Source organism: Legionella brunensis (assembly GCF_001467025.1).
GTDB lineage: Bacteria > Pseudomonadota > Gammaproteobacteria > Legionellales > Legionellaceae > Tatlockia > Tatlockia brunensis.
In genome coordinates this window covers 1-23,781 of sequence record NZ_LNXV01000033.1, presented here as the reverse complement: position 1 = coordinate 23,781, position 23,781 = coordinate 1, and the positions used below count along the sequence as shown (strand labels likewise).

The window sequence follows — 23,781 nt, the reverse complement described above, 5'->3', positions numbered from 1 at the left end:
TCAATTAAACTAGACCTATTTGTAAACATTTAAACTACCCACAAAATTGTTCTTTTATTTGCCTAATGTTTAGTTAATAATCAACATGTAAAATTATAACATCATCTGCTTTCTTTGAATTGTTATGACTGAACTCTCTCGCAAACAAAAAAAAATTATTGAAGCGATTCAAAATAATCACAAAAAATTACTGCAAATAAGAATGGTCACTCACCTAGGAACTAAAGTTGACACAGGTGTCGACCCTTTAGAAATTGCCGGATGGTTAGATGTAATCGCTCAGGTGAGGCTCCTCGAAGAAAATTACTTATCACATGTGGTTGACTCTCCTAACATCACTGAAAAAATTGGCAGTGGCGCCTTGGCTGCCTTAGCTGGCGGCGGTTTAGGCTCTGCTGTATTTTTGGGATTAAAAGCATTAAATACTGGACCATTAGGATGGATTAAAGCTCTGTTTGGTTTGGGGAGTGGCGACTCTCGTTCACTTGTCGAACAAACCGCTAGCGGTGTTTTTTCTGTAGCTTTAAGCGCCTTAACGACCAAAATTCTCTACGATACGTTTATTAGTCACTATAAGGGTGATAAATCAGATGCTATTGAAAAATTCAAAGAGGAGTTTAGTAAGCAAGACGGCTTTTCAAAAATTATTCGTGATAAATCAGAAAGGCTTTCTGCAGAAATGGTCAAACTCTTCCATTTTCGTGAAATGCTTTTATTAGGTAAAATTAGCGATAATGTCCGTGAAATTAATGCTCGTGAAGAATTTATAAAAAGAGCAAATCTTCAGAATAAAAGTGAAACTGCTATCAATACAGCCATTGAAGCCTATTTTTTACGTGAGTTAAATAAAATATTTAATACAAGCTTCAAAGAACTTTATGAGACTCATGCACAAGAAATTAATGTAGAAAAAGATTCCGTTTTTAAAAAATGGTTTCATCAGTTCTTTGACTCAACTGAGGTTAGACAAAGTTCTACTCAACAAATTCAACTCCAATTTATGGAGCTTTGTCGTGATTATCTAATTAGTGAGAAAAATGAGCCTACTTTTTTTGCTAAATATCCCAAAATTACGGCAACAATCGGCGGACTTTTAGTTGGCTCTTTAGTGTTAGGCACTCTCGCATTAGCACTTGGTGGTCCAGTTACATGGGGGATTGCAGCCATAGCTTTAGTTGCATTTGCAGTTGCAGTCTTAACAATCCACTTAAGCGTAACTCATCTTGACCCACTTCACTATAAGCGTTCTTCAGCAAACCGCGAGGAAATACAATATACTGCTGACCAGGTTGATGATGAGTTTCTGCGCTTAAATAAAGAAATTATTGAACGTAAAGAAACCTCTGGACTCAATCTCAAAGAAGCCAAAGATTTTGATAGAGTTAATCACAGCATTTTGGGCCTTAAAGACAAAATGGTCGCTCGCGGCACTATGGAGGGCTGGTTACGAGACTATGCTGCTCGTTATCGTCATAGTAAAGCCATTGAGATTGATTTAGGTGACCAATATATCGAATTAATCAACGAAAGTGAAAAGCAAACACAAGAATTAATAACAGATATTAATCAAGGTAAAGATGGAAATTTAAACAAATTTATTAAAGATACGGAAGAATATTTAAAAAAGGATGAAAACCAAAAAACAATAGAAGAATTCCAACTGATTCCCAAAATTAAAGAGCAAGTTATTCATATTGCGGCTTCGGTCGCAGTTGTTCCTGCTGCGCTTATTGATTTTTATAAACTTCCCATCAGTGAGGGAGGTCTCGGTGGTTTTGAATCTGATCTGACTGCTGTAAATAATGTTGCCCCCCTTCTTGCCCCCAAAGAAGAAAAAGAGAAAGCCTATTCTAACTTATGCCATGCTGCTAAAAGTATTTTTAAAGATAAAGAACCTCTTTTTTCAGGTAAAAAATGGTTTAAAGGGGATGGAGAACTTCGCGAAATGCTGGGTATTCCTGGTCATCAAGAAGATCTAAAATCATCAAGTCTGACCCTTGAAAACATCGATGATTATTTAAATAATTCCTATGAATTTCTTTTTACTCTCAACGCTAGAATTAAGCCTGGCTCAGCGATTAATCCTTTAGAACAACCCCTAGTTATTTCGCCTCCATTCTTGATTTACCGAACCTTATTATTAAGGCAATTAGCAGGCTTGTGTGACCCTACTAATTACGAAGTCTCGACAGAAGTTAAAAATAAAATTAGACTTTTTGTTAAGCAAAGATTTCAAATTGATCCTAGCACAGTTTTTGAGGATCTTTTGAATCAAACATTAATGATGGATAAAGAAGAAGATCCTGAGAATTATGTAAATATAGATGGACAAAAAATCTATCTCTCGCAACTTGCAAATGTCGCTCATGCTATTCACCTCAATATTGCCTACAATTCGGTGGCCATTAAACCTAGAACTATTCTTGATTTTTACATTCGCGATTTTTTGCAAACAAAAGATGCAAATCAAGGTGTTCTAGCCTACGGTAAATCAGAAATCGAACTTAATCCTCAAGGGTCTCTAGAGTATATACGTAAAGTTGATGCTCACATTAAGAACACCAAAGAGTTTATGTTTCAAATGAGCAACAATCGTACTCTTAAAGTTACAGGGATTGAAGACTGCTACAAACTATCCGTGTCGAAGCAAGTCTATACAACCATGCTCCGTATCGCTAAAAACTTAGAAGAAATTAAACCAGATGAGCCAATGGCTAAAGAGAAGATTGCATTTTTGCACCAAGCATTTGTGAACTTAGACAAATTCAGCCAGGAGCGTTGCTATCCGTTAAAGCAAGACTCGACAATCAAACCGATTTTTGACCTACTTTTAGTACAGGAGCCTGATCTATCAAAATTACCAAGGCCAGCTGCTCTATTAAGGCAAATAGAAACACTCTCGGACCAAATTCAATTAAAGACATTTGGGAATGGGCTTTTTAATAAGCCAGCTGTACCTAAAGAGGAAACTGCTACAAACGCAAAAATAGACAACTCAACTCAAGAAAATAAGCTGATTTGAGAACGCTTTTAATTAAGGTAATTAAATATAGTTAAGCCTTGGATTCTTGCAAAACTTTGTTGTGCGGCTTCCAGATAAATTCGTTGCAATTCCAGTTTTACAGCGACCTCTGGAAGGTTAACATCCTCTAGTGAAGATAAGGTTTCTTGGCTTGTTTGAATAAGATCCCCGTTGACTTGGTCAGCTACATCTAATTGATTTAAACGGGCCCCAACTTGCGCCTGATAAGCAAGAATGTTATCAAGAGCCGCATCTAATTGATCAAGTAACTGGTTATTTTCAGTTTCCACCACTGCCTTATCAGTTGTAGTTAAAAAAGATCTATTCAAATTAGTAACCATGCGGTCAACTGTTGAAAAAATAGATTCATTTTCTGATGGCTTAATGGTAAACGCATCCCCCACTGCAGGCATACCAGTTACAGTCACTTGAATTCCATTAAAGGTCACTGTCGTTCCTTCTTGATACAAGGGAGCATCATCAGGATTCCCTGTCGTAGGAAGTACAGAGCCACTACTTAATCCAGTTACCATGACAACCAACTCATTTTGAGAGTTTAAAACGAATTGCATGGTATAGTCATCGGGAACATAGGCCGCAACATCAACAACTGAACCTGAGTTGACAGCAGCACTCCCTGTATTAGGGATCGCAGTAGGACCCACAGTAAAATAGCCATTTCCATTTAAAATACGCATAAACAAGTCAGAACCATTGTCATTGACTGCAACATCTAATCCACTACTGATTGCTTGGAATCTTTGTGTTTCATCACCATTGTAGATAAACTGTCCATTGATATCTCTGGTTATAGCCTGAGTAGCAGTTTTGCCTCCACTAAACAAATAATATCCATTGCTATCTTGAGTGTTTGCCAATCCTTGCAATTGACCTAGTAAACTTTTCGCCTCTTCACCCAAAGCTTTTCTATCAGCCTCAGAAAGAGAACTATTTCCAGCCTGAACTTGTATCTCACGAACCCGTTGAATCACATTAATAATGTTACTTAAAGTGCTTTCCTCAAAGCTTAAAGCTCCTAAAGCTGCTTCGCGATTCTGTTGTAGGCGATCGGTTCCATTAATACGTTGTTTCATTAGGTCTATTTTTGCAGCAGAAATAGGGTCATCAGAGGGGGATTGTAATTTTTTTTGGGACGATAACTGTTGCTGTAGTTTTAACGTCTCAACTTGCTGGGCTAACATATTATGGAGCCCTCGCATAAAAATTTGATTGGTAGAAATTCGCATAATCACCTCATTGCAGCGAATAATATATCCATTATTTGACCAGAAACTGCCATCACCTTGCTTGCTGCTTGATAAGCTTGCTCAAAACGCACTAAATTGATTCCCTCTTCATCCAGATTGACACCACTTTTACTGTCACGAAACTCCACTGCCTGCCCATGTAATATATCGGCAGCATCACTGCGAAGTTTAGCTTGATAAGTTTTGCCTCCCACCTGGGCAATTAAATTGGAATATCTATCGAATAAACTTTCAGATCCCCCCTCAAATACTTTATTTTGTTGTAATCCATTAAGTTTTAGACCATTACGGTTATCCCCAATACCACCACTATTGAATGAAGCAGTGAAACTGTCCCCTGTTTTGGGGATCCCTGAAAGTACGATGGAATAAGAAGGCGTTACAGAGTCAGGGATCAATACTGTATTGTCCGTATTAGGGGTAAAGGTCAGCGGTCCTGTTGTTATACTATCTGTCACATTAACCAAGTTATATTGAGTATCTGAAATAAAATCGATACGAAACTCTTTATTCACATTAGTAGTATTAAATATATCACCAAGAGCAATATGACCATTGCCAGTATTGGCCAGTGACGCTTGTGTACGAACTGGTGAGGCAAATGCTATTTCTCGAGCATCAGTTAAAGCCAATTTTAAATCTCTGGCGGCTCCTCGTGTTGGACTTAGAGTAAAGCGATCATCATTATTTAAGTTGGAAACGTCATCCACAGTAATTGTCATGCCATCTATTACAATTTGCCCTGCAGGAGGCGTTGGGGGACTGTTTGTCCAGTTTAATATGGTCGCTTGACCATCGGATTTACGAATTAATCTTATTTCATTAGTGCCCGTATCAGTAACTATAAGCTCATAATCGCTTAGTTTAGTTTGACCGATATCAGAAATTTCGACTGACAAAACCCCAGAGCCTGTATTATTAGTCGAGGGGACTGAACGCGCCAATTGCAGAGCCATGGTATTAAAGTCAGTAAAAAAATCTTTCCCGATTTGGCTGTTCATATCGATACCTAAACGGTGCTGGGCATTAAATGTTGTCGCAAGCCCCATTGCCATTTGCCCTAATAATTGACTAGCGTGTCCAATAATCTCCTCTTCAAAACTCAACAAGCCCCCTAACATGCCAGAACGTAAATTATTAGTTACCTCAGTTTGTCCCGCGCCATTATCAATGGTAATTCTTGTGCCATATTGTCCTGCTGTATTAGGTTGAATTTCTAAATCACGATGTTCAGACCCCATCACCAACATTTCACCACTACCGATTGCAACACTTACTCCAGTATCACCTTGCTCAATAACCGTAACCTCCGCATATTGAGAAAGCTCACGCAACAACTCATCACGCTTGTCAAGCAACTCAGGAGCATTACGCATTCCACTTAATTGTTGGTTCACTTCAGCAATGCTTGTGGCAATTTGATTAATATGGTCAATGGCTTCTTTAATTTGCAGGGTATTATTTTGCTGATATTCATCCAACCGAAGCTGCATTGAATTAAACTGGTCCACTAATAATTCAGTTTGCTTTAAAGCTACCCCTCGTGAAGCAAGGCTATCAGGAGCCTCGTTTAGCTGAGATAAGGCATTAAAAAATTTTTGTAAGCTTGCTGAAACACTTGTCCCTTCTTGGGAAAGTAGCTTATCAATCTGGAGTGCCTGTTGATAAAACGTATCAAATTCTGTTTTACTTGTTAAAGTTTCACGCACCTGTTGCGTGGCAAAACGATCATTGTTGCGCTTGATATCCGATACAGTAACGCCGGTACCAATAAATGAGCCGGCATATCGATGGGAAGGCATGGGAGTAAATTGCGTTGTTTGTCTTGAGTAACCAGAATTATGGGCGTTGGCTATATTATTACCCACGACTTCAAGGGCTCGTTGAAATGCATTAAGACTTGATGCTGCAATATTTAGAATACCTGACATGCTATTACTCCTGTAAATTCTTTGTCCCTAGGTCAATTACTACTCCAACGAAAAACCATTTCGCTCCAAGGCCTGCTGTAATTCATCTCCATGATAAATAGCCAATATCTTGGAAGCATAACAAGGATCAGTCGCATAGCCAGCTCGATGTAATTCACCAACATAACGTTCAGGGTCTTTAGTATTTGCCAAAGCCGCTTCATAACGACCACTCCCTTTAATTAACGCTACATAATCATTAAAACTATGCTCTATTGAAGGATATTTGCGAAAAGACGCATTGACCTTAATAGGAGTATCGGCAATATATTCCGTTGTTTTAATTTTGACCGAATCCTGTGCCTGAGGGGCTGCTTTAATATTAAATAAATTATTACTACTATTACCGTCCTCACCTTTAGTAACATGCTGCCCCCACCCTGTTTCTAGAGCCGCTTGTGCCATTAATATTTTAGGGTCAAGTCCTAAAAGATTAGCGGCTTGGCGAGCATAGGGCCAAATTGATTTTACAAATTCATCAATTGTTGTAGCTTCAACATGACTATTTTCCTTTGGAACTGAGGGCTGCAATGGAGCCATACGGGATGGTAATAACGATTGGTTCAGCAACGGATTATTATTAGTATTATTTTCTGTAGATTGTCCTAGTTGCTTTGCTAAAACAGTAGCCAAACCAATACCCTGACCATGAGCTATATTATTTGCATATTGCCCATCTAGCATATCTTGGAATGTTGAAGCAGTGTCGCTTTTAAAAGGACTTGATTCATCAAGAAAATACTGTCCTCCCATGCGCATACTTTTTAGCATTGATTGTAAAAAAATAGCTTCAAATTGTTTTGAAACCTCTGGTAAAGCCTTTTGTCCATCAGTTTGAGCTTGCTGTTTTAAATTTTGCAAATTTTTAAAATCACTTACAGCGATTCCATCAATTGCCATAATTAACCATCCAAGTTAAATAATGATTATTGTTGCATTTAACGCACCAACCTGTTGCAATGCTTCAAGAATAGCCACCAAATCCGCAGGGGTTGCGCCAACCGCATTAATTGCTTTGACAATATCTTTTAAAGATGCTCCTGGAGCAAATAAGAAGGTACGGCTATTTTTTTGCTCTACATTAATTTGCGTATCAGGAACCACCACCGTACGACCTGTGGCGAAGGGATTAGGTTGGCTGACAATGGGATTTTCACTAACCGTTACGATCAAATTGCCATGTGAAACTGCAGACGGCTTCACAAGTACTCCTTGACCGATAACCACAGTACCTGTTCGTGGATTAATAATTATTTTCGCTTCGGCTTCGCCCGGTATAAATTCAATATTTTCCAATACAGAAACATAATCGACGCGATGAGCAGCTGACCTTGGTGCAGTGACCTCCACTGAGGCTGCGTCAATCGGGTGAGCTGTACCAGGCCCCATGAGTTGATTGATTGCATCACTCATCCGCTTTGCCGAGGTAAAGTCGGGACGATGTAAATTGTAAGTGAGTGTTCTTGAAAAATAGAAAGGATTTGGAATATCAACTTCTACAGTAGCACCATTTGCAATTCGTCCTCCGCTGGGCACGTTGACTGTGACACTGGAGCCATCATCACCACTTACAGCTAATGCGACAACAGTTATATTACCTTGTGCCATTGCATACACACGACCATCCGCTCCTTTAAGCGGAGTCATTAGCAAGGTACCTCCACGTAAACTTTTGGAATCACCAATGGAAGAGACATTCACATCCAATGTCTGCCCTTTCTTCATAAAGGTACTGAGATTGGCTGTAATCATCACTGCCGCAATATTTTTTGAATTAAGTTTTGTTCCGGGAGGGATATTAATACCTAGCTGTATCAGCATATTTGCAAAACTTTGCTCGGTAAATCGAGTACCTGCACGATCGCCAGTCCCATCAAGACCTACAACAAGACCATAACCAACCAATTGGTTAGTACGAACACCCGCTAAAGTAGCAATATCTTTAATGCGCTCAGCATAGACATAAGAGCCTAATATATTCAAAAAAATTAATAAGAATGCAATATGCCATTTACGCATTGATTCGTCCTGTTATCTTAAAATCAATAATCTCATAGCTTTATAAGCCTAGAGTCAAACTCAAGGTCTAACTTATAGCGTTTATTCCCCCCTCACAATAAAGGATGATAGCAGTACACTAACAACATCATACAGGAAAGAGAGGCCCCCAAATAAACCGCGAAAACCAACCCTGTGCATTGGTATTATTAATTTGACCTGTGCCACCATAAGCAATTCTTGCGTTAGCAATTCTATCTGAGGTAATTGTATTATCAGGTCGAATATCTTGTGGTCTAATAATTCCTGACAATCTTACAAATTCACTACCTTGGTTAATGTGAATCCATTTTTCGCCTTGCACAACCATACTTCCATTGGCCAAAACTTTAGCTACTGTCACAGAAATACTTCCTGCCAATTTATTATTTTGAACAGATTGTCCCTCACCCTCAAATTTACGCTTGGCGTCCAAATCAAAGTCCATGCTGTAACCACCGCCTAATGCAATAGGCCTTCCAAGGAAAGTAGCATTAAATATCTGAGTTTTGTCATTTTTACGTTGACGGGTAATTGCCCGCTTCTGAGCATCTGTCTTTTCTATCAACATCACTGTGACAATATCGCCAGGATGTCTTGCTCTTGGCGTTTCAAATAAGGGCAAAGCCGTCTCTGCATTATAAATAGCACCATTAACATGACGAGTTTGCTTTGGATCCGGTCCTGTTGGATAGGTAGGTGCAAAATCAGGCTGCGTCCCGGGATAGGGAGGATTTAATGCCTCACAGCCCGCCAATAAATAAAGCATTACCAACCCAAGCAAAAACCGAATAGTCATCACTAACTTCCTGTTACACCGTTTGAGTCAAGTATTGCAACATGTTATCTACTGTCTGAATACCTTTAGCGGTAATTTCGTAGCTACGTTGCGCTTGAATCATATTGACCAATTCTTCCACAACATTGACGTTAGAAGACTCTAAAGATCCTTGTAGCAAGGTTCCTAATCCAGCATTTCCTGGATTATCAGTCTGTGCAGGTCCGCTTGCTACCGTCTCTAGAAACAAGTTCTGCCCCATAGGTTGCAAACCTGCTGGGTTGATAAAATCGGTTAACTCTAATGTACCAATTTGTGTTGGGACATTATTACCCGCAACCAATGCTGTGACCGTACCATCAGTACCAATTGTCACACTCAGTGTTTGTTCAGGAATGGTAATCGGTGGTTGTACCACATACCCGTTCGCTGTAACTAATTGCCCTTGAGAATCACCCTGCAATGTGCCATCGCGTGTATAAGCTTCTGTCCCATCAGGTAATAATACTTTTAAAAAACCACGTCCCTGAATAGCAACATCCAAAGGATTTTGAGTATTTTGTATACTGCCCTGGTTAAATATTTTTTGAGTAGAAACCATATGGACACCAGTACCCATATTAATACCGGTGGGTATTTCTGTGCTTTGCGTTGATTGTGCTCCAGCCTGGCGTAAGTTTTGATAAATTAAATCTTCGAATACTGCCCTTCCCTTTTTAAAACCGGTGGTATTGACGTTAGCCAGGTTATTCGCAATATTAGCAATGTTTTTATCTTGCGCATCAAGTCCCGTTTTACTAACCCATAATGCTGGTTCCATAGCCATTCCTTGTTATTATTTTTATTAGGCTTTTCAAAATCATATCTGCAAAAGTTGTGCCAATTTCTGTGAGTCTTCATCAGCAATTTGCATTACCTTCATTTGCGAATCATACTCTCGTCCGGTGGCTATTAAATCAACCATTTCTCCAACAGCATTAACGTTACTATTCTCCAAAGCGCCTTTCACTATGGTGATGGAAGCATCGCTGGGTGCGGTTCCACCCTGTTTTAATGTCATTAGCCCATCGACATTTTTCGTTATATTTTTAGGATCTAATTTAACAAGCTTTAATCTATCAATTACTGCGAGCGTATCTGGATCCCCATCCAAAGGAACGACAGATATGGTACCATCATTTCCAATTTCGATGCGTTGAGCTGGAGGAATTGAGATAGGCCCACCATCACCTAAAACTGGCCTATTTGAGGCGGTCACTAACATACCATTTTCCGTCAGATGAAAGTCTCCTCCTCGAGTGTAAGCTTCCTTGCCTTGAGAATCTTGAACTGCAAACCAGCCATCTCCTTGTACTGCTACATCCAAATCTCGTCCAGTTGTTATCAATGAACCATCCGTAAAATCCGTTGCATTCTCCGTTTGAACAACAAAAGCTTCCGATGTTTCTGCAGCCCCAGTTACATACATAGATTGAGCCTGGAAGATATCTGCTTTAAATCCAGGAGTATTAATATTGGCTAAATTATTCGTGTTAATATTTTGTTTATGAAAATCAGTTTTTGACCCACTCATTGCATTATAAAGCACCGGTTCCATAATCACCTCTTATGATTCAAAAAACCGTGGCTCACCACGGTTTTTTATTAGCGAATATTAATAATAGTTTGCGTTACCGCATCTGCTGTCCGAATGGTTTGAGCATTGGCTTGAAAATCGCGTTGAGCTCCAATCAAATTAACTAATTCACCCGTTAGATCAACATTGGACTCCTCCAAGGCTCCTGATTGGATCAAGCCAAGACTAGCTGTGCCAGGATTGCTGATTAATCCCTGTCCAGAAGCAGATGTTTCAGCCCAACTGGTATTTCCTAATGATTGCAAACCGTCTGGGTTTGCAAAATTTGCTAATTGTATTTGCCCCATCACTCGGGATTGTCCATTCGTATAACGGCCAAATAGAATTCCTTGCTCATCAATATCCAAACCATCCAACCGCCCCGTCGTATAACCATTCTGGGTATTTGACTGGACAGCAAACGGGCTACCAAATTGCGTGCTATCGGAAAAATCCACATTAAAGTTTAATGGGTCTGCACCATTCGACAGCGTCATTGACAGTGGAATTAGATTGTTTGTTAATGCTGTATTCGTAGTATCTAGGGCACTGTTAAAAGAGCCATCGCTATTAAAATTCACTCGATATAAGTTATCTGTATTATTAGGTCCGACGTTTGCAGGTAAATTTTGATTATCGAGTTGAAAAGCAACATACCATTGATTCTGCGTCCCAGGAGGGGAAGAGGCGTTTGGGTCACCTAAGACAGCAGCGGAATCAGCATGAATAAAATACATCGATAGAACATGCGAATTACCCAAACTATCATAAATAGTTGTTGATGTTGCATTATTATAAGTATCTTGTGCCGGAGTGGCTCCACCAGTCCAGTCAACTGTCGGAGCTGTCGCTTTAGCGTATAAATTTACTCCACTCGTTACAGAGGTCGTAGCATTTGGATTTATATTTGACGTATTAACTTGAAGATTTCCCGATACACTAGTGACATTACCATCAGCATCAGCAAGCAACCCGGTCAGATTTTGATTGGTACTATTAACAATAAACCCTTGATTATCTAAACCGAAAGCCCCTGCTCTAGTATAAACCTTTGAACCCTGATCATTTAAAATGAAAAATCCTGAGCCACTGACAGCGAGATCAAGACTATTGTTAGTAAAAGTAAAATTCCCCTGACCAAAATTTTGCTGTACTCGGGATAAACGAACACCACTTCCTACTGAATTGCTCCCCCCTCCATAAGAGCCTACAGCATAAACATCAGCAAATTCTGCACGCGAGCTCTTAAATCCTATAGTAGGTGAGTTAGCGATGTTATTGCCAATGACATCCAAATCTTTGCTGGCTGCTTGAATTCCACTAAGTGCTGTTCCAAATACCATAATTGCCTCCTGCAGAAAATGATACTCAAGCCTAACTAAAACCTTTTGCCTGAGATAATGGACAGATTAATAAATTTTGGTATTAATTAATCTTATCCTGTGATTTGTTTAACATCATTCAATGATACCGATCCAACTCCCGCTACGTTAAGCTTTACGCCCTCACCATTTTGGCCAAGACTTACACTATCAACATTAGCGGCAGTCATGGTTTTTAAAGCGACCTCTTGTCCTGAGTATATGCCATTTACTTTAACTGTGTATTTTCCCGCAGGTACTCTTTCACCTTTTTGATTAAACCCATCCCAGCTAAATTCACAAAGCCCTGCACTTTGTTGACCTAAAGGAATCTTTCGTATTAGCTCGCCTGACTCGGAGTAAATTTCAGCATTTAGATTATCAACTCCTGCAGGGACATCAACTGCAGCTTTTGCTTCACCTTCTTGTCCTAAATTCATTACATTGCTGTTTACTAAAACCTTGCGTCCCACTAATGCAGAGGCTTGAAGAGCTTGATTAGATTGCAAGGATGAAGCCAGATTTTGAATTGATTCTTGCATTTTAGTAATTCCATCATTCGTGCTAAATTGCGCTAATTGAGAAAGGAAATCCCCATTTGTTTGTGGTTCTAAAGGATCCTGGTGCTGCACTTGAGCGACCATAAGTCTTAAAAAATCACTTTGGCCCAAACTCTTTGGAGAAACTGGCGCTCCTTGTCCCATTAGAGGGTTAGTTGCTCCATTGACTGAATTCATTGTCATTACTTAATTCCCCCTTACTGTCCAAGTTGTAAAGTTCTTTGAATAAGTTGTTTAGAGGTATTAAGTACCTCTAAATTCATTTGGTAGGCTTTCGATGCTGAGATTATATTCGCTATTTCGGCAACATAATTAATATTTGGTGCATAAACAAATCCATCAGCATCAGCCAGAGGATTATTTGGCTCATACTGCTTAAGAGCTTCAGCTTCACTTTCATAAATAGCACTTACCTCAACGCCGGTCTTAACCTGATTATCCATCCACATTTGTGCTTCATCCTGAATCGTTTTAAAAACAGGATACTGAGCCTTGTAGGTATCATCAGGATTGCTAGTAACAACGTTAGCATTACTCATGTTACTAGTGCTTGTTGTTAACCGGGCAGTTTCGGCAACAAGAGCTGAACCTGCTATATCAAATATATTATTTAAGGAAGACATTCTTATTCCCCTTTCAACGCAGTGAGCATGGATTTAATTTTACCATCAAGAAATGTTAGACTAGCCTGGTAAGCCATTGCATTTCGCGCAAATTCTGTTGCTTCCAAATTTTTATCCACAGTATTCCCATCTAAAGTGATATGACTGGGTGTGCGATATTTAAATTGACCTTCAAAGTCGCTTTGGCCAACAATATGATTAGGCTTATCTACTGCCATTTCTTGCGAAGAGGATGCTGTCATTGCTTGATTCAATACATTTTTAAAATCGATATCCTTCGCTTTGTAGTTAGGTGTATTCACGTTTGCCAAGTTCATAGCAAGCTGTGAAGCACGTTGATCGCGAACCATCAACGCCTTTGCATGAATTCCCAAATAATTGTCTAAATCCAAGACCATTGATTAAACTCCCTTTAAGCTATTAGTAGCAGTGAAGCAAATGGCATGCCAATAATTAACTTACTACCTTATTTGATTTCGAAAAAAGTCTAATGCGTTGGCTTTGGATTGATTAACAAGGTAGAATGAGCAAGGTTTGCAATCGCCTAATAGCAAACTCTCTCTAATGTTGCTGATGTCCTAAACGTGTATTAGGAGCAAACGATGAACCAAATTAATGAATTACCCTCTAATGCTATCGATTTAATCAAATCTTATTTGTTGCAGCTTCAAAACAATATTTGTAACACATTGGAAACGCTGGATGGTAAAAATCAATTTATAGTGGATAGTTGGGTGAGACCTCAAGGTGGTGGAGGAATTACGCGCGTTTTGAATGAAGGAAAAGTGTTTGCGAAAGCTGGCGTCAATTTTTCTCATGTCTCAGGGGAAGAGCTGCCACCATCAGCGACGGCTCATAGAACTGAATTAGCAGGCCGTCGGTTTCATGCTTTAGGGGTATCATTAGTTATCCATCCGGATAATCCCTATGTCCCTACTTCCCATGCCAATGTTCGCTTTTTCTTAGCAGAAAAGGAAAACAGCCATCCAGTTTGGTGGTTTGGCGGTGGTTTTGATCTCACACCTTATTATGGATTTCGCGAAGACTGCAAGCATTGGCATGAAACGGCCTTTACTGCATGTCAACCCTTTGGTACGGATATTTACCCTAAATTTAAAGCTTGGTGTGATCAGTATTTCTATCTCAAACACCGCCAAGAAGCTAGAGGAATCGGCGGACTGTTCTTTGATGATTTTAATCAGGGAGGATTTGAGAATAGTTTTGCTTTAATGAGGAGTATTGGTGATCATTTTATAAAAGCTTATGAGCCCATCGTCAGAAAGCGAAAAGAGTTACCGTATGGACCGCAAGAAAAAGCCTTTCAGCTGTACAGACGAGGACGTTATGTAGAGTTTAATTTAGTTTATGATCGCGGCACCTTATTCGGCCTACAATCAGGCGGTAGAACAGAATCTATTTTAATGTCATTACCCCCAGAGGTGCATTGGAAATATAATTGGCAACCCGAAAAAGATAGTGCCGAAGCAAAACTTTATACCGATTTTTTACCAGCTCAAGATTGGTTAAATGATTAAAACATCCAGCTCAGATCACTGGCCCATATCAGCTGGTGATCTAATAATGATACTCCGCGTAGCAATTGGCTTCGCAAGCTCAATTAAAGAGCTCCACTATCCTCATCTTCAAATTTAAGTTTGAACTCTTTATCAGCAAAATTAACCGTATAATTTTTGTGGATTTCAAATTGATTATTCCTAAAGACATGCCAATCTACAGAACATTGCTCAGCATTGATATCGATAGAAAAATAGCTATTCATATTGTCTTTTTTTCTACTGCATAGCAAACTGCCTGCATGCAACACTAAGCAAACCCTATTAGTATTTTTTCTGATCAAACCAACATTGGCATAATGGAGATGACCTGTACAAACTACATCTATATTGCTCTGTCGCAAATAACTTAAAAATTGACTTTCATTTTCCAAAGGCTTATGAAGCCCTTCAATATGATCAAAATTATGATGAAAAAATAAAATATTTGAATTTTTCTTTTTCTCAACAAAAAAACTATTGATTTTATCAAGTACTGAATTGGTTAATTTACCCTTTATACCTTTTAAAGGATTGACACTATTAACCCCTAAAATTGCGATTTCATCATTACAAAATTCTGTTTTAAAGTGCTTCCCTATGTAATTATTGTAAGTTTTAAATGGATGTATTAATCGAGCCCAAAAATTATAAAATGGCACATCATGATTACCCGGTACGACTAAAATAGTTCCTGGCACTTGTCCCAGAAAAGAGCATAAGAGTTCGAATTGATAGTTTTTTGCACGCTGCGTCACATCCCCTGAAATAATCACTATTTCAGGCTCTATCTTATGTATACTTTCTATAAAAGCATCTAAGACAGCTGGCAAATGCATACCAAAATGTAAATCAGAAATATGAGCAATTTTCATCGGGCAGCTAATATCTGAAGAGCATTAGGTAGAGAACGATAAATTAAAGGAGTCGCCATTGTCATTGTGTCTCCATCTAATGAAATATTAACTTTATCCATATTTTTAACATCAACCTGAATTGTAACTTCTGATTTCATCACTTCAAAATGATTGGCTTTGCTAAAAAAATGGCTAAAAACTTTTGCGACACTTATCTTGCCATATTTCAAATAATAAATGCCCAGGAGTTTCTGATTAAAGTTATCCCGTTTTATTGTTGCTGGAAACTGGTAGGAATATAAATTGTTAGAAATCATAAAAAAAGAGGTACGAATAGCCAAATTTAAATCTTCACTTTGTATAACAATTGGAAAAGTCTCATGATATTGAAGAGTTTCCAAAAAGCTTGGGATATAACTAAGCCATTTGGGATAATATTTTGAATAATAATCTCGCTTTTTAGCAAGTTTAGGATAAAAACCAATAGAAGAATTATTAATAAATATAGAACCATTCACCTCCGCAAGATCAATTTTAATCCTCTTTGATTCTTTAATAGCAGCAATTAAGTCATGGGGAGTTAAAGGTAAATCTAATTCTTTCGCAAAATGATTCATTGTGCCAAGCGGTAAAACACCAAGCGTAACAGCACTATTTGCGCACCATTGCGCAGCTGAACGTATCGTGCCATCACCGCCACCTATCAATAAGAGAGAACATTGGCTCATACAATCTTTAATATGAGCCTCCAAATCTTTTGGCTCAACCTGAAAACAATAATGATCAATATGATCTTTTTTTAAAGCATCAAGGTAGTTCTTAATTTGTTCAGCATTTTTTGCTTTTTTATTCAATACAATGGCGATATCAGTCAAAATTGCTCCTTAACTAACTTGCAAATCACCTACTTTAAGCAAAGCTAGCCACAATCCCATCGCAGCTAAAGCATTTAATATGGCTAAAATGAGAAAGACCATGGGAATACTCATATTTAAGTAAAGTAAAAACATAACAAGCCCGGAGCCTATCACCATAAATAATGCATTGAATATATTATTAGTTGCAATAGTGCGTGCTCGCAGACTCTCATCACTTGCTACCTGAATATAAGTATATAAAGGAACAATAAACAAACCGGCACAAAAAGAAAAAAGAAAAAAATCTAAAGTAATGCGTAAGTTATTCAGTTTAAAAAGAAATACACCTAAAGCCTGTAAGGGCTCGATTGATGTGGTATTTGGCGAAACGATATATAAATCAGCCGCAAATAAAGATAAAAATAACATGCTGAGCGGGACAAAGCGCAACGTTATATTCCCCTTTAAAAAATGACCAATCGCTATGGATCCTGACGCAATCCCAATTGAAAATAATGCAAGAAAAAAGGCAAAAACTGACGCATCAGCTTGCAGGATATAATGTGTATAATCAGGCAATTTCGTGAGCATCACAGCACCAATTAACCAAAACCAGGAAATGGTAAAAATAGCTGGCAAAACTTTATAATTTTTCATTGAGCCTTTCATCATATGCATAGTAGCACGCCAGATATGCCAATCTACTTGCAACTCTACTGCTTTTGCAGGAGCCTCGGGAATAAATAGACTTGATATTAACCCTAATAAAGCCACCACATTGGTTAAAATTACTGCATAACCTACATGAGGCGTAGAAGTGCCGATGCTTAAGGCTCCCAATGTTGTTCCTAAAAGAATTGCCAGGAAAGTGGAGGCTTCTATCAGTGAGGTTGCCTTGAGTAACTCATCGCGCTGCAAATGATCAGGAAGAATAGCGTATTTTATGGGGCCAAAAAAAGTAGAATGGATACCCATTCCCGTTAGCGTTATCATCATCAATAAAATACTTTCAAGATAAAGCGAAAAACCCCCGATACACATAAGGCAAACTTCAAATATTTTTACCGCCACAGACATCCGCGCTTTATCAAATTTATCTGCAAGTTGGCCCGCGGTAGCTGAAAAAAGGAAAAAAGGGATAGTAAATAAAGCACCCGCTATTGCTTGGTATTTTTCTGATTGCACTAATGAGGTACTGACGTGGTAGCTAATTAAGGTAAGCATAGCCAACTTAAAAGCATTGTCATTAAAAGCACCAAAAAACTGCGTTAAGAAAAGGGGTAAAAACCGTCTTTCCTTCATTAAACTGGCGGCAGAAAGTCCCATCTGATGCTCCGAAACTCCAGTATTGCTGCGAATCTTCAATTACTCACTGCAACCCTTAGGGATTAAAGGACAATTGAATGCATTTCTATGAACATCAAAAACAACTTTGCCTTGGAGATCATGCGGATTTAAATTCACCTGCCCTACACAATTTACAAATATATGATCTTCATTACCCAGCATTAGGAAAGTTTGCTCATCAAAATTAGAAGGCAACTCAGCCAAGCTTTTGACGTTAATAGGTGAGGAAAACAACGCTCTTTTTGCCTGATCAATATAATTTAGGAATAAATTAGCTTGCTTATCATTGCTTTGATAAACATCGATTGCTTCTAAATGAGTATCACTGCATCGCCAAAAAACTTTGAAATCGACTGACCAACCAAATGTTGCGTAGAGCATTGTCAATATAGCAAGGAAAATCCTCATCCTGTCTCCCTATAAAATCTCTATTAATCTATCCAGTTTTCTGTTGTGACAAAGGAGAAAAAAAGCTGCCCTTTCACTAGCTCATTTGGCATATCGCTATGCTAGCTTGCCATAGCTCTTTTGCTTAATGAAGCAATAATTTTTTCGAGACTATGTGGGTAGGGCTCTGTTTGCTCAATAATCGCTCTTGCTCTTTGCTCACAATAATCTTTCACTTCTTTATCAGGTAAAATATAGAAAGTCTTTTTTTCAATTTCTTGAATAATGTGCGCCGCAACATCTTCTGCAGGCCTGCTTCGCTCTACCAGGTCAGCCACCATATGATGTAATTTGTCTGAGTGCAGAGGAGTAGAGTTTCTAAGCAATTGTGTATTGGCAAATGAAGGACAAACAACTGATACATCTACAGGCTTTTCTAATCGATTGAGATCAAAATATAACGATTCAGAAAGGGCTACGATTGCATGTTTAGACATCGCATAAGCAGACATCTGTGAACCACTGCATAAACCATATAAACTGGCCATGTTAATGATGTGAGACCGATGAGTTTGTTTAAACATAAATGGTAAAAAGGCCTGCACACCATGTATAACACCATATAAATTAACATCTATGACCTTGCGAATATGTTCATGAGTCAGCTCCCATATAGGCGCTAGGTGACCGCTAATTCCAGCATTGTTGAATAACCAATCAACACGATTAAAATGTTCATAGGTTTGTTTTGCTAAATGCCGAAGGCTTTCAGGTTTAGTAACATCACAAACCACCCCTAACACTTCAACCTGTGCCTGATTACTTAGTTGTTCAACTTTATCACATAAAGTAGTAACCGCATTGTCAGCCATAACCACATGAATTCGACGTTGTACGCAAGCCTGAGCTAAAGCAAGCCCTATTCCACTCGCAGCTCCTGTGATCACTGCCACTTTTTGATTAGATTCCATTCCAATCTCTCCCTGAAGTGATGTGTGAGTTTTGATTATTGTTTCTCGCCATAAGCTAAATAAGTTTAAGAAAGACTAATGATACTTGACCTGGGTTGATTTTAAACAAATCAGCACTGCTATGGATGATAACGATTCTTCTAGTCATTGGTCAAGAATATGCTAGTTCTTATGTTAAATATTTAGATACATCTCAAATAGATAAGAGTCATGAATTATTCATAACTCTTATCTTATTCAGACATATGATTATTCTTCTTGAGCGCTAACTACTACGTCTTGAGCTTTATATCCTTTGGGGCCTTTATCAAGCACAAAAGTAACCGGATCATTTTCATGTAATGTTTTAAAGCCGACGCCTTGAATATCTTTGTAATGCACAAATATGTCATCACCTTCTTGATTGACGATAAATCCAAATCCTTTTTTTTCATTGAACCATTTAACATGGCCTGATTCTCTTTGCGACATTCACTATCCCCTTTCGTCTATAACTCGTCTACTTCGTAGTAGATTAAAACAATTTTATAGCATCCTTTCACATTCCGAATGAATGCCTGCATGTCAGCATGAACCAACATATGATTAGAATAACAGTTTTTTATTGATTGTTAACGATTTTTTTAAAAAAACCTTTAATCTCTTCATTTAATAGGATCTACACATGAGAAAATTTTTGTAGAATAAGCCCTACTGTCATTGATAGGAGGTTTCTAATGAATCAATTTAAAGCATCATTTATTCGGTTAGCTCTAGATTGTCAGGTATTAAAATTTGGTAATTTCACTTTGAAATCGGGTCGGCAAAGTCCTTATTTTTTTAATGCCGGATTATTTTATCAAGGAGATGCTTTACGACAATTAGGACAATTTTATGCCCAAACACTTCTCGAGAAGCAAATAGATTTTCAACATCTTTTTGGACCAGCTTACAAAGGTCTTCCCTTAGCGACTGCAACAGCAATTGCCTTAGCCGAAGCAGGCATGGATGTCACAGTTACTTTTAACCGCAAGGAAATCAAAGACCATGGCGAAGGTGGACAACTTATTGGTGCACCTTTACATGGAAAAACAGTCATTGTTGATGATGTAATCACTGCGGGCACTGCTTTTCGTGAAGCTCAAGCTCTGATTACAAGTCATGGGGGGCAACTAGCAGGAGTTGTCATTGCGCTTGATCGCTGCGAGCGCGGGCAGGGTAATGACTCAACACTGGCTGAAATTGAAGCTCAGGGCATTCGCGTTTTTTCTATTATTACACTTTTTGACCTAATTGATTACCTGCGGCTCGATGGTCAACTGGATAAAGTTGAACATCTAATAGCTTATCAACGTGAGTACGGTTATAACTCGTAACAGAGTTATCTTTAAGGAATCATAGCTTGCGCATTTCTTTTAAATTAATAATAAAAATTATCTAGGGTGACTGCTTCCGTCTAAAAACAGTCGGGACTATCTGATTACCAAGATTATCAACAGGATCTTGAGATTTTTCAGTGATATTTTTTTTAATTTGTTTTTTTTCCATTTGCCCAAGCTGTAAGTCTATTGCACGCTTTAAATCCTCATCTAAAAATTGAGTATTTGGATGTTGCTTAATAAATTGTAACATCGATTTATTGGGCTCAGCCTTTCTTGGATAATTGTTCTGATTATCGCGTTCGCTCTATAGGGTGATATAGAATTCATTACAATGTCTAATGCATGTTCATCAGATTTACTAGGAGACATCCAGAGTTCTGGAGAATAATTCTTAATACTTATAACAGAAGCTACTAAATTTAAATCATCCTTTTTTAATAGAGCTAATAAAATATTATTACCTTCGTTATTTTCGCAAAAAAGAACATGCTCATTTTATAACAGGCTTGACTCTAGTTAGTAATTTGTGGCTCTAACAGAAATTATTTATCCAAGACACGAAGTGGTGATTACTCATCGAGATGGTTAATAAAATTACACTAACCTTTAAAATAGGCGTGATCTTTTAACTTTTTTAGAAGGGTTAATAGTAGGGAATAATTAATTTGAATTTGTTTGAGAACTATCACGCATCATGAATCTCGCAACAGCTGCAAGACCCATGATTTTTTCTTTTGTTTCCGGCATGCTCTGTTAATAGGCCGCAATATCGATTGTTCTTAATTTATAATTAAGAGTCTTACCTTGTCTAAAAATACTTAATGTTATTGGTTCACCAACTTTTATATCAACGAGAATATTATAAAAATTATCATAATTTTTTACCGGATGTCCGTTGATGGCAGTAATCACATCCCCAACGTGCACACGGCCCCAACTATCTCGTACAGTACCACGTAATTTTGCTTGAGCAGCAGGCGTATGAGGTAAAACCTCAGCAACTAATAGGCCCTTGTTTATACCAAGACGTTGAGCAATATGAGGCTCAACCACTTGAATACCGATACCTGATAATACGACTCGACCATTTTTAATTATTTGCGGAACGATACGTGCAATATCATCAGCAGGCACTGCAAAGCCAACTCCCGCGGAAGAGCCTGAGTTTGAATAAATCGCGGTATTTAAACCAATTAAACGCCCTTTGCTATCTAATAAAGGACCACCAGAGTTACCTGGATTAATTGAGGTATCCGTTTGAATCATATCGCGAATTGTTACCCCACCTGCACCAGGTACCTGACGACCCAATGCTGAAATGACCCCAACAGTCAAACTGTGATCCAAACCAAATGGATTGCCAATAGCAATAGTTTTTTGACCAACTAATAGCTCATTTGTACGAGCTAACTCAAAAGGTGTGTATGATTTTAGTAATTCCAAAGCCTTGGGAGAGCGAATAGCAAGAACGGCGATATCCTTACGAGGCTCAGCTCCAATCACTTTTGCAGGCACCGTTAACTTACCAATACTTACTGACAAATTATCTGCACCATTGATAACATGAAAATTGGTAACGATATGTCCTTGTGCATCCCAAATAATACCCGAACCTGCTCCAGCAGGTACTTGCATACGCTCATAAGAATGATTAACAACTGTTGCCAGGCGATGTACATATACGACTTTAGGTGAGAATTTCTGAAAGATTTCAATTGTATTTCTTTCATTTGGTAATAACTCGTCTAAGGTAGCACTGTAAGCGGGAAGTGCCATCATACTAGCCAAAGAAACTAATAAAGTTAGCCATCTACATTTCATTATCAAACTCCATACCGATTGCCCCAGACAAACGCTCGCGAATACTCTGGCGCGATAATAATTTATTAATTACGGGTTGAGGGAAATCTGTAATCTTAATTACATTTTTGCTTATCAGAACATCAATGAGGTCTTCTAATACCCTAATTAGTTGTAGATCTGATTGCAGCCACTCCAGTTGTTTTTTGCTGTCGCAACGAACCAAAAACTCAAGCACCTCCGGATGCTGAATATCAACTTCTTCCATTTCAGCTGAACCTGCTTCATAAAGAGCACAAATTTTGCCTTTATTGTCACGTTTGATATAAACCACAGGTTTATCCCTAATTGATTTAGGCCAATTATGCCTTATTTTAGTGTAACTAGACAAATAAAAAAACATTTCCGCATTTCGCTACGCTTCAAAATTTAATTAAAACAATGACTAATCAAAAGAAATATGTTTAGAAATTCAAATTTCAAGGTCTTTTTTGTTTGCCCAATAAACTCTTTGATGCCTTTTGCTGATAATACAAATATAAGTTCATGCTCAAAATGTTCTATTTCGGTCATACCAATTCGAGATAATCCATTAAATGGAATACTTTATATTGAGGAAATACGGATCACAGTGTATAATTTATGTTCTCATTACCTTGGAATTTCTTAGAATGTCATTATCCAATGAAGATATGGTAAATAAATTATTACAGGAACACGTTACCCAAAAAAAATGGCAAGAAGCGCAGCGCTTATGTATTCCAGAAGTAAACGCTACAGCTCCAAGTAAAGAAGTCCTATCCAAAATATTAATCGACCAAATTTCGTGGGCACCAGTAGGATTTATAGAAGTTCTATGTGCAACAACTGTCAATCGACCAGATACTACTACAGTAAGCTCAGCACTTGAAAAGGCAGTGGATAATTTATGGCGTGATGAGTGGAGTACAATAGAATATCTTTGTAAATTACAAACTGATAATAAACCCAATCAGGCCGCAATAAACAAGTCCCTAAAAAAAGCTGTTGAGAGGTCTTATTGGAAATTAGCAGTTCAATTATGCACTATGACCAGTGATAATAAACCTGACGCCCAATCTGTAGAGCATGCTCTCATCCAAATGGCCTTTTATAACCAAAAAGATTCCGTGGCAGCTTTATGTATGATGAAAACAGATAACAGGCCCACAAAAGACTCTGTGAATAAAGCATTACAAAAAGCTGCTCAAGGAAAAGAGTGGACAATGGTAGAATATCTTTGCAGCTTGCAAACTGACAATATGCCAGACCAAAACTCAGTCAGCAAAGCCCTTAGAGCTGCTATTGATGAGCGTAATTGGAAATTAGCAGTGCAATTATGCGCTATGACCGGTGATAATCAACCTGACGCCCAATCTGTAGAGTATGCTCTCAT

At 38.3% G+C, this 23,781-nt stretch carries 24 protein-coding genes; 4 read left to right on the top strand and 20 right to left on the bottom strand.

Annotated features, from left to right (window positions below; genetic code table 11):
- Positions 1–124: 124 nt before the first annotated feature.
- Positions 125–3,022 carry a hypothetical protein gene (locus Lbru_RS11375; protein ID WP_058442258.1) on the top strand — a complete coding sequence of 966 codons (2,898 nt, stop codon included), beginning with the start codon at positions 125–127 and terminating at the stop codon, positions 3,020–3,022.
- 8 nt (positions 3,023–3,030) lie between these two features.
- Here the strand turns inward: Lbru_RS11375 and flgL are convergent, their stop codons facing one another.
- The 11 genes from flgL to flgB form a co-directional block, all read right to left on the bottom strand.
- Positions 3,031–4,269: a flagellar hook-associated protein FlgL gene (gene flgL / locus Lbru_RS11370; protein ID WP_058442257.1), complete on the bottom strand. Its 1,239-nt coding sequence runs from the start codon at positions 4,267–4,269 to the stop codon at positions 3,031–3,033.
- Between the two features lie 2 nt (positions 4,270–4,271).
- Positions 4,272–6,221 (bottom strand): flagellar hook-associated protein FlgK, encoded by a 1,950-nt coding sequence (flgK, locus tag Lbru_RS11365; protein ID WP_058442256.1) that lies wholly within the window; start codon positions 6,219–6,221, stop codon positions 4,272–4,274.
- Between the two features lie 39 nt (positions 6,222–6,260).
- A complete protein-coding gene (gene flgJ / locus Lbru_RS11360) occupies positions 6,261–7,160 on the bottom strand; it encodes a flagellar assembly peptidoglycan hydrolase FlgJ (RefSeq protein ID WP_058442255.1) in 900 nt (299 codons plus the stop codon).
- A gap of 15 nt (positions 7,161–7,175) precedes the next feature.
- Complete coding sequence (locus Lbru_RS11355) at positions 7,176–8,279, bottom strand: flagellar basal body P-ring protein FlgI (protein WP_058442254.1); 1,104 nt, start codon at positions 8,277–8,279, stop codon at positions 7,176–7,178.
- A gap of 127 nt (positions 8,280–8,406) precedes the next feature.
- The gene (locus tag Lbru_RS11350; protein ID WP_058442253.1) at positions 8,407–9,096 is read right to left on the bottom strand and encodes a flagellar basal body L-ring protein FlgH; all 690 of its coding nucleotides are present in this window, start codon (positions 9,094–9,096) and stop codon (positions 8,407–8,409) included.
- A gap of 13 nt (positions 9,097–9,109) precedes the next feature.
- A complete protein-coding gene (gene flgG, locus Lbru_RS11345) occupies positions 9,110–9,895 on the bottom strand; it encodes a flagellar basal-body rod protein FlgG (RefSeq protein ID WP_058442252.1) in 786 nt (261 codons plus the stop codon).
- Positions 9,896–9,934: 39 nt separating this feature from the next.
- On the bottom strand, positions 9,935–10,672 hold the full coding sequence (gene flgF / locus Lbru_RS11340; protein ID WP_058442251.1) for a flagellar basal-body rod protein FlgF: 738 nt from the start codon (positions 10,670–10,672) through the stop codon (positions 9,935–9,937).
- A 47-nt stretch (positions 10,673–10,719) separates the two neighbouring features.
- Positions 10,720–12,033 carry a flagellar hook protein FlgE gene (gene flgE / locus Lbru_RS11335; RefSeq protein ID WP_058442250.1) on the bottom strand — a complete coding sequence of 438 codons (1,314 nt, stop codon included), beginning with the start codon at positions 12,031–12,033 and terminating at the stop codon, positions 10,720–10,722.
- A gap of 92 nt (positions 12,034–12,125) precedes the next feature.
- Positions 12,126–12,794 carry a flagellar hook assembly protein FlgD gene (locus tag Lbru_RS11330; protein WP_058442249.1) on the bottom strand — a complete coding sequence of 223 codons (669 nt, stop codon included), beginning with the start codon at positions 12,792–12,794 and terminating at the stop codon, positions 12,126–12,128.
- 14 nt (positions 12,795–12,808) lie between these two features.
- Positions 12,809–13,234 (bottom strand): flagellar basal body rod protein FlgC, encoded by a 426-nt coding sequence (gene flgC, locus Lbru_RS11325; RefSeq protein ID WP_058442248.1) that lies wholly within the window; start codon positions 13,232–13,234, stop codon positions 12,809–12,811.
- A 2-nt stretch (positions 13,235–13,236) separates the two neighbouring features.
- The gene (gene flgB, locus Lbru_RS11320; RefSeq protein ID WP_058442247.1) at positions 13,237–13,632 is read right to left on the bottom strand and encodes a flagellar basal body rod protein FlgB; all 396 of its coding nucleotides are present in this window, start codon (positions 13,630–13,632) and stop codon (positions 13,237–13,239) included.
- Positions 13,633–13,836: 204 nt separating this feature from the next.
- Here flgB and hemF point away from each other — a divergent pair, with 204 nt between their 5' ends.
- Positions 13,837–14,769, top strand: a complete 933-nt coding sequence (hemF, locus tag Lbru_RS11315) for an oxygen-dependent coproporphyrinogen oxidase (RefSeq protein WP_058442246.1) — start codon at positions 13,837–13,839, stop codon at positions 14,767–14,769.
- Positions 14,770–14,852: 83 nt separating this feature from the next.
- Here the strand turns inward: hemF and Lbru_RS11310 are convergent, their stop codons facing one another.
- The 6 genes from Lbru_RS11310 to Lbru_RS11285 all read right to left on the bottom strand — a co-directional run bounded on the left by Lbru_RS11310 (position 14,853) and on the right by Lbru_RS11285 (position 19,677).
- The gene (locus Lbru_RS11310) at positions 14,853–15,662 is read right to left on the bottom strand and encodes a metallophosphoesterase family protein (protein WP_058442245.1); all 810 of its coding nucleotides are present in this window, start codon (positions 15,660–15,662) and stop codon (positions 14,853–14,855) included.
- The gene (locus Lbru_RS11305) at positions 15,659–16,519 is read right to left on the bottom strand and encodes a diacylglycerol/lipid kinase family protein (RefSeq protein ID WP_058442244.1); all 861 of its coding nucleotides are present in this window, start codon (positions 16,517–16,519) and stop codon (positions 15,659–15,661) included. Before Lbru_RS11305 ends, Lbru_RS11310 begins: the two co-directional genes overlap by 4 nt.
- A gap of 9 nt (positions 16,520–16,528) precedes the next feature.
- Positions 16,529–17,827 (bottom strand): MFS transporter, encoded by a 1,299-nt coding sequence (locus tag Lbru_RS11300; RefSeq protein ID WP_058442243.1) that lies wholly within the window; start codon positions 17,825–17,827, stop codon positions 16,529–16,531.
- 39 nt (positions 17,828–17,866) lie between these two features.
- The gene (locus Lbru_RS11295) at positions 17,867–18,256 is read right to left on the bottom strand and encodes a hypothetical protein (RefSeq protein WP_058442242.1); all 390 of its coding nucleotides are present in this window, start codon (positions 18,254–18,256) and stop codon (positions 17,867–17,869) included.
- Between the two features lie 101 nt (positions 18,257–18,357).
- The gene (locus Lbru_RS11290) at positions 18,358–19,206 is read right to left on the bottom strand and encodes an SDR family NAD(P)-dependent oxidoreductase (RefSeq protein WP_058442241.1); all 849 of its coding nucleotides are present in this window, start codon (positions 19,204–19,206) and stop codon (positions 18,358–18,360) included.
- Between the two features lie 249 nt (positions 19,207–19,455).
- The gene (locus tag Lbru_RS11285) at positions 19,456–19,677 is read right to left on the bottom strand and encodes a cold-shock protein (protein ID WP_058442240.1); all 222 of its coding nucleotides are present in this window, start codon (positions 19,675–19,677) and stop codon (positions 19,456–19,458) included.
- Between the two features lie 245 nt (positions 19,678–19,922).
- On the opposite strand from Lbru_RS11285, the gene pyrE reads away from it, so the two are divergent.
- Positions 19,923–20,561, top strand: a complete 639-nt coding sequence (gene pyrE / locus Lbru_RS11280; protein ID WP_058442239.1) for an orotate phosphoribosyltransferase — start codon at positions 19,923–19,925, stop codon at positions 20,559–20,561.
- Between the two features lie 61 nt (positions 20,562–20,622).
- On the opposite strand, the gene Lbru_RS11275 is transcribed toward pyrE, so the two are convergent.
- From Lbru_RS11275 to Lbru_RS11265, 3 genes are all read right to left on the bottom strand, one after another.
- The gene (locus Lbru_RS11275) at positions 20,623–20,817 is read right to left on the bottom strand and encodes a hypothetical protein (protein WP_058442238.1); all 195 of its coding nucleotides are present in this window, start codon (positions 20,815–20,817) and stop codon (positions 20,623–20,625) included.
- A gap of 503 nt (positions 20,818–21,320) precedes the next feature.
- The gene (locus Lbru_RS11270) at positions 21,321–22,343 is read right to left on the bottom strand and encodes a S1C family serine protease (protein ID WP_420795333.1); all 1,023 of its coding nucleotides are present in this window, start codon (positions 22,341–22,343) and stop codon (positions 21,321–21,323) included.
- Positions 22,344–22,377: 34 nt separating this feature from the next.
- Entirely contained in the window at positions 22,378–22,701 is a 324-nt protein-coding gene (locus Lbru_RS11265; protein ID WP_058442236.1) for a hypothetical protein, read from the bottom strand.
- Between the two features lie 337 nt (positions 22,702–23,038).
- Between Lbru_RS11265 and Lbru_RS11260 the strand changes: the two genes are divergently transcribed.
- A partial coding sequence (locus Lbru_RS11260; protein WP_058442235.1) for a hypothetical protein occupies positions 23,039–23,781 on the top strand: 743 nt, incomplete at its 3' end.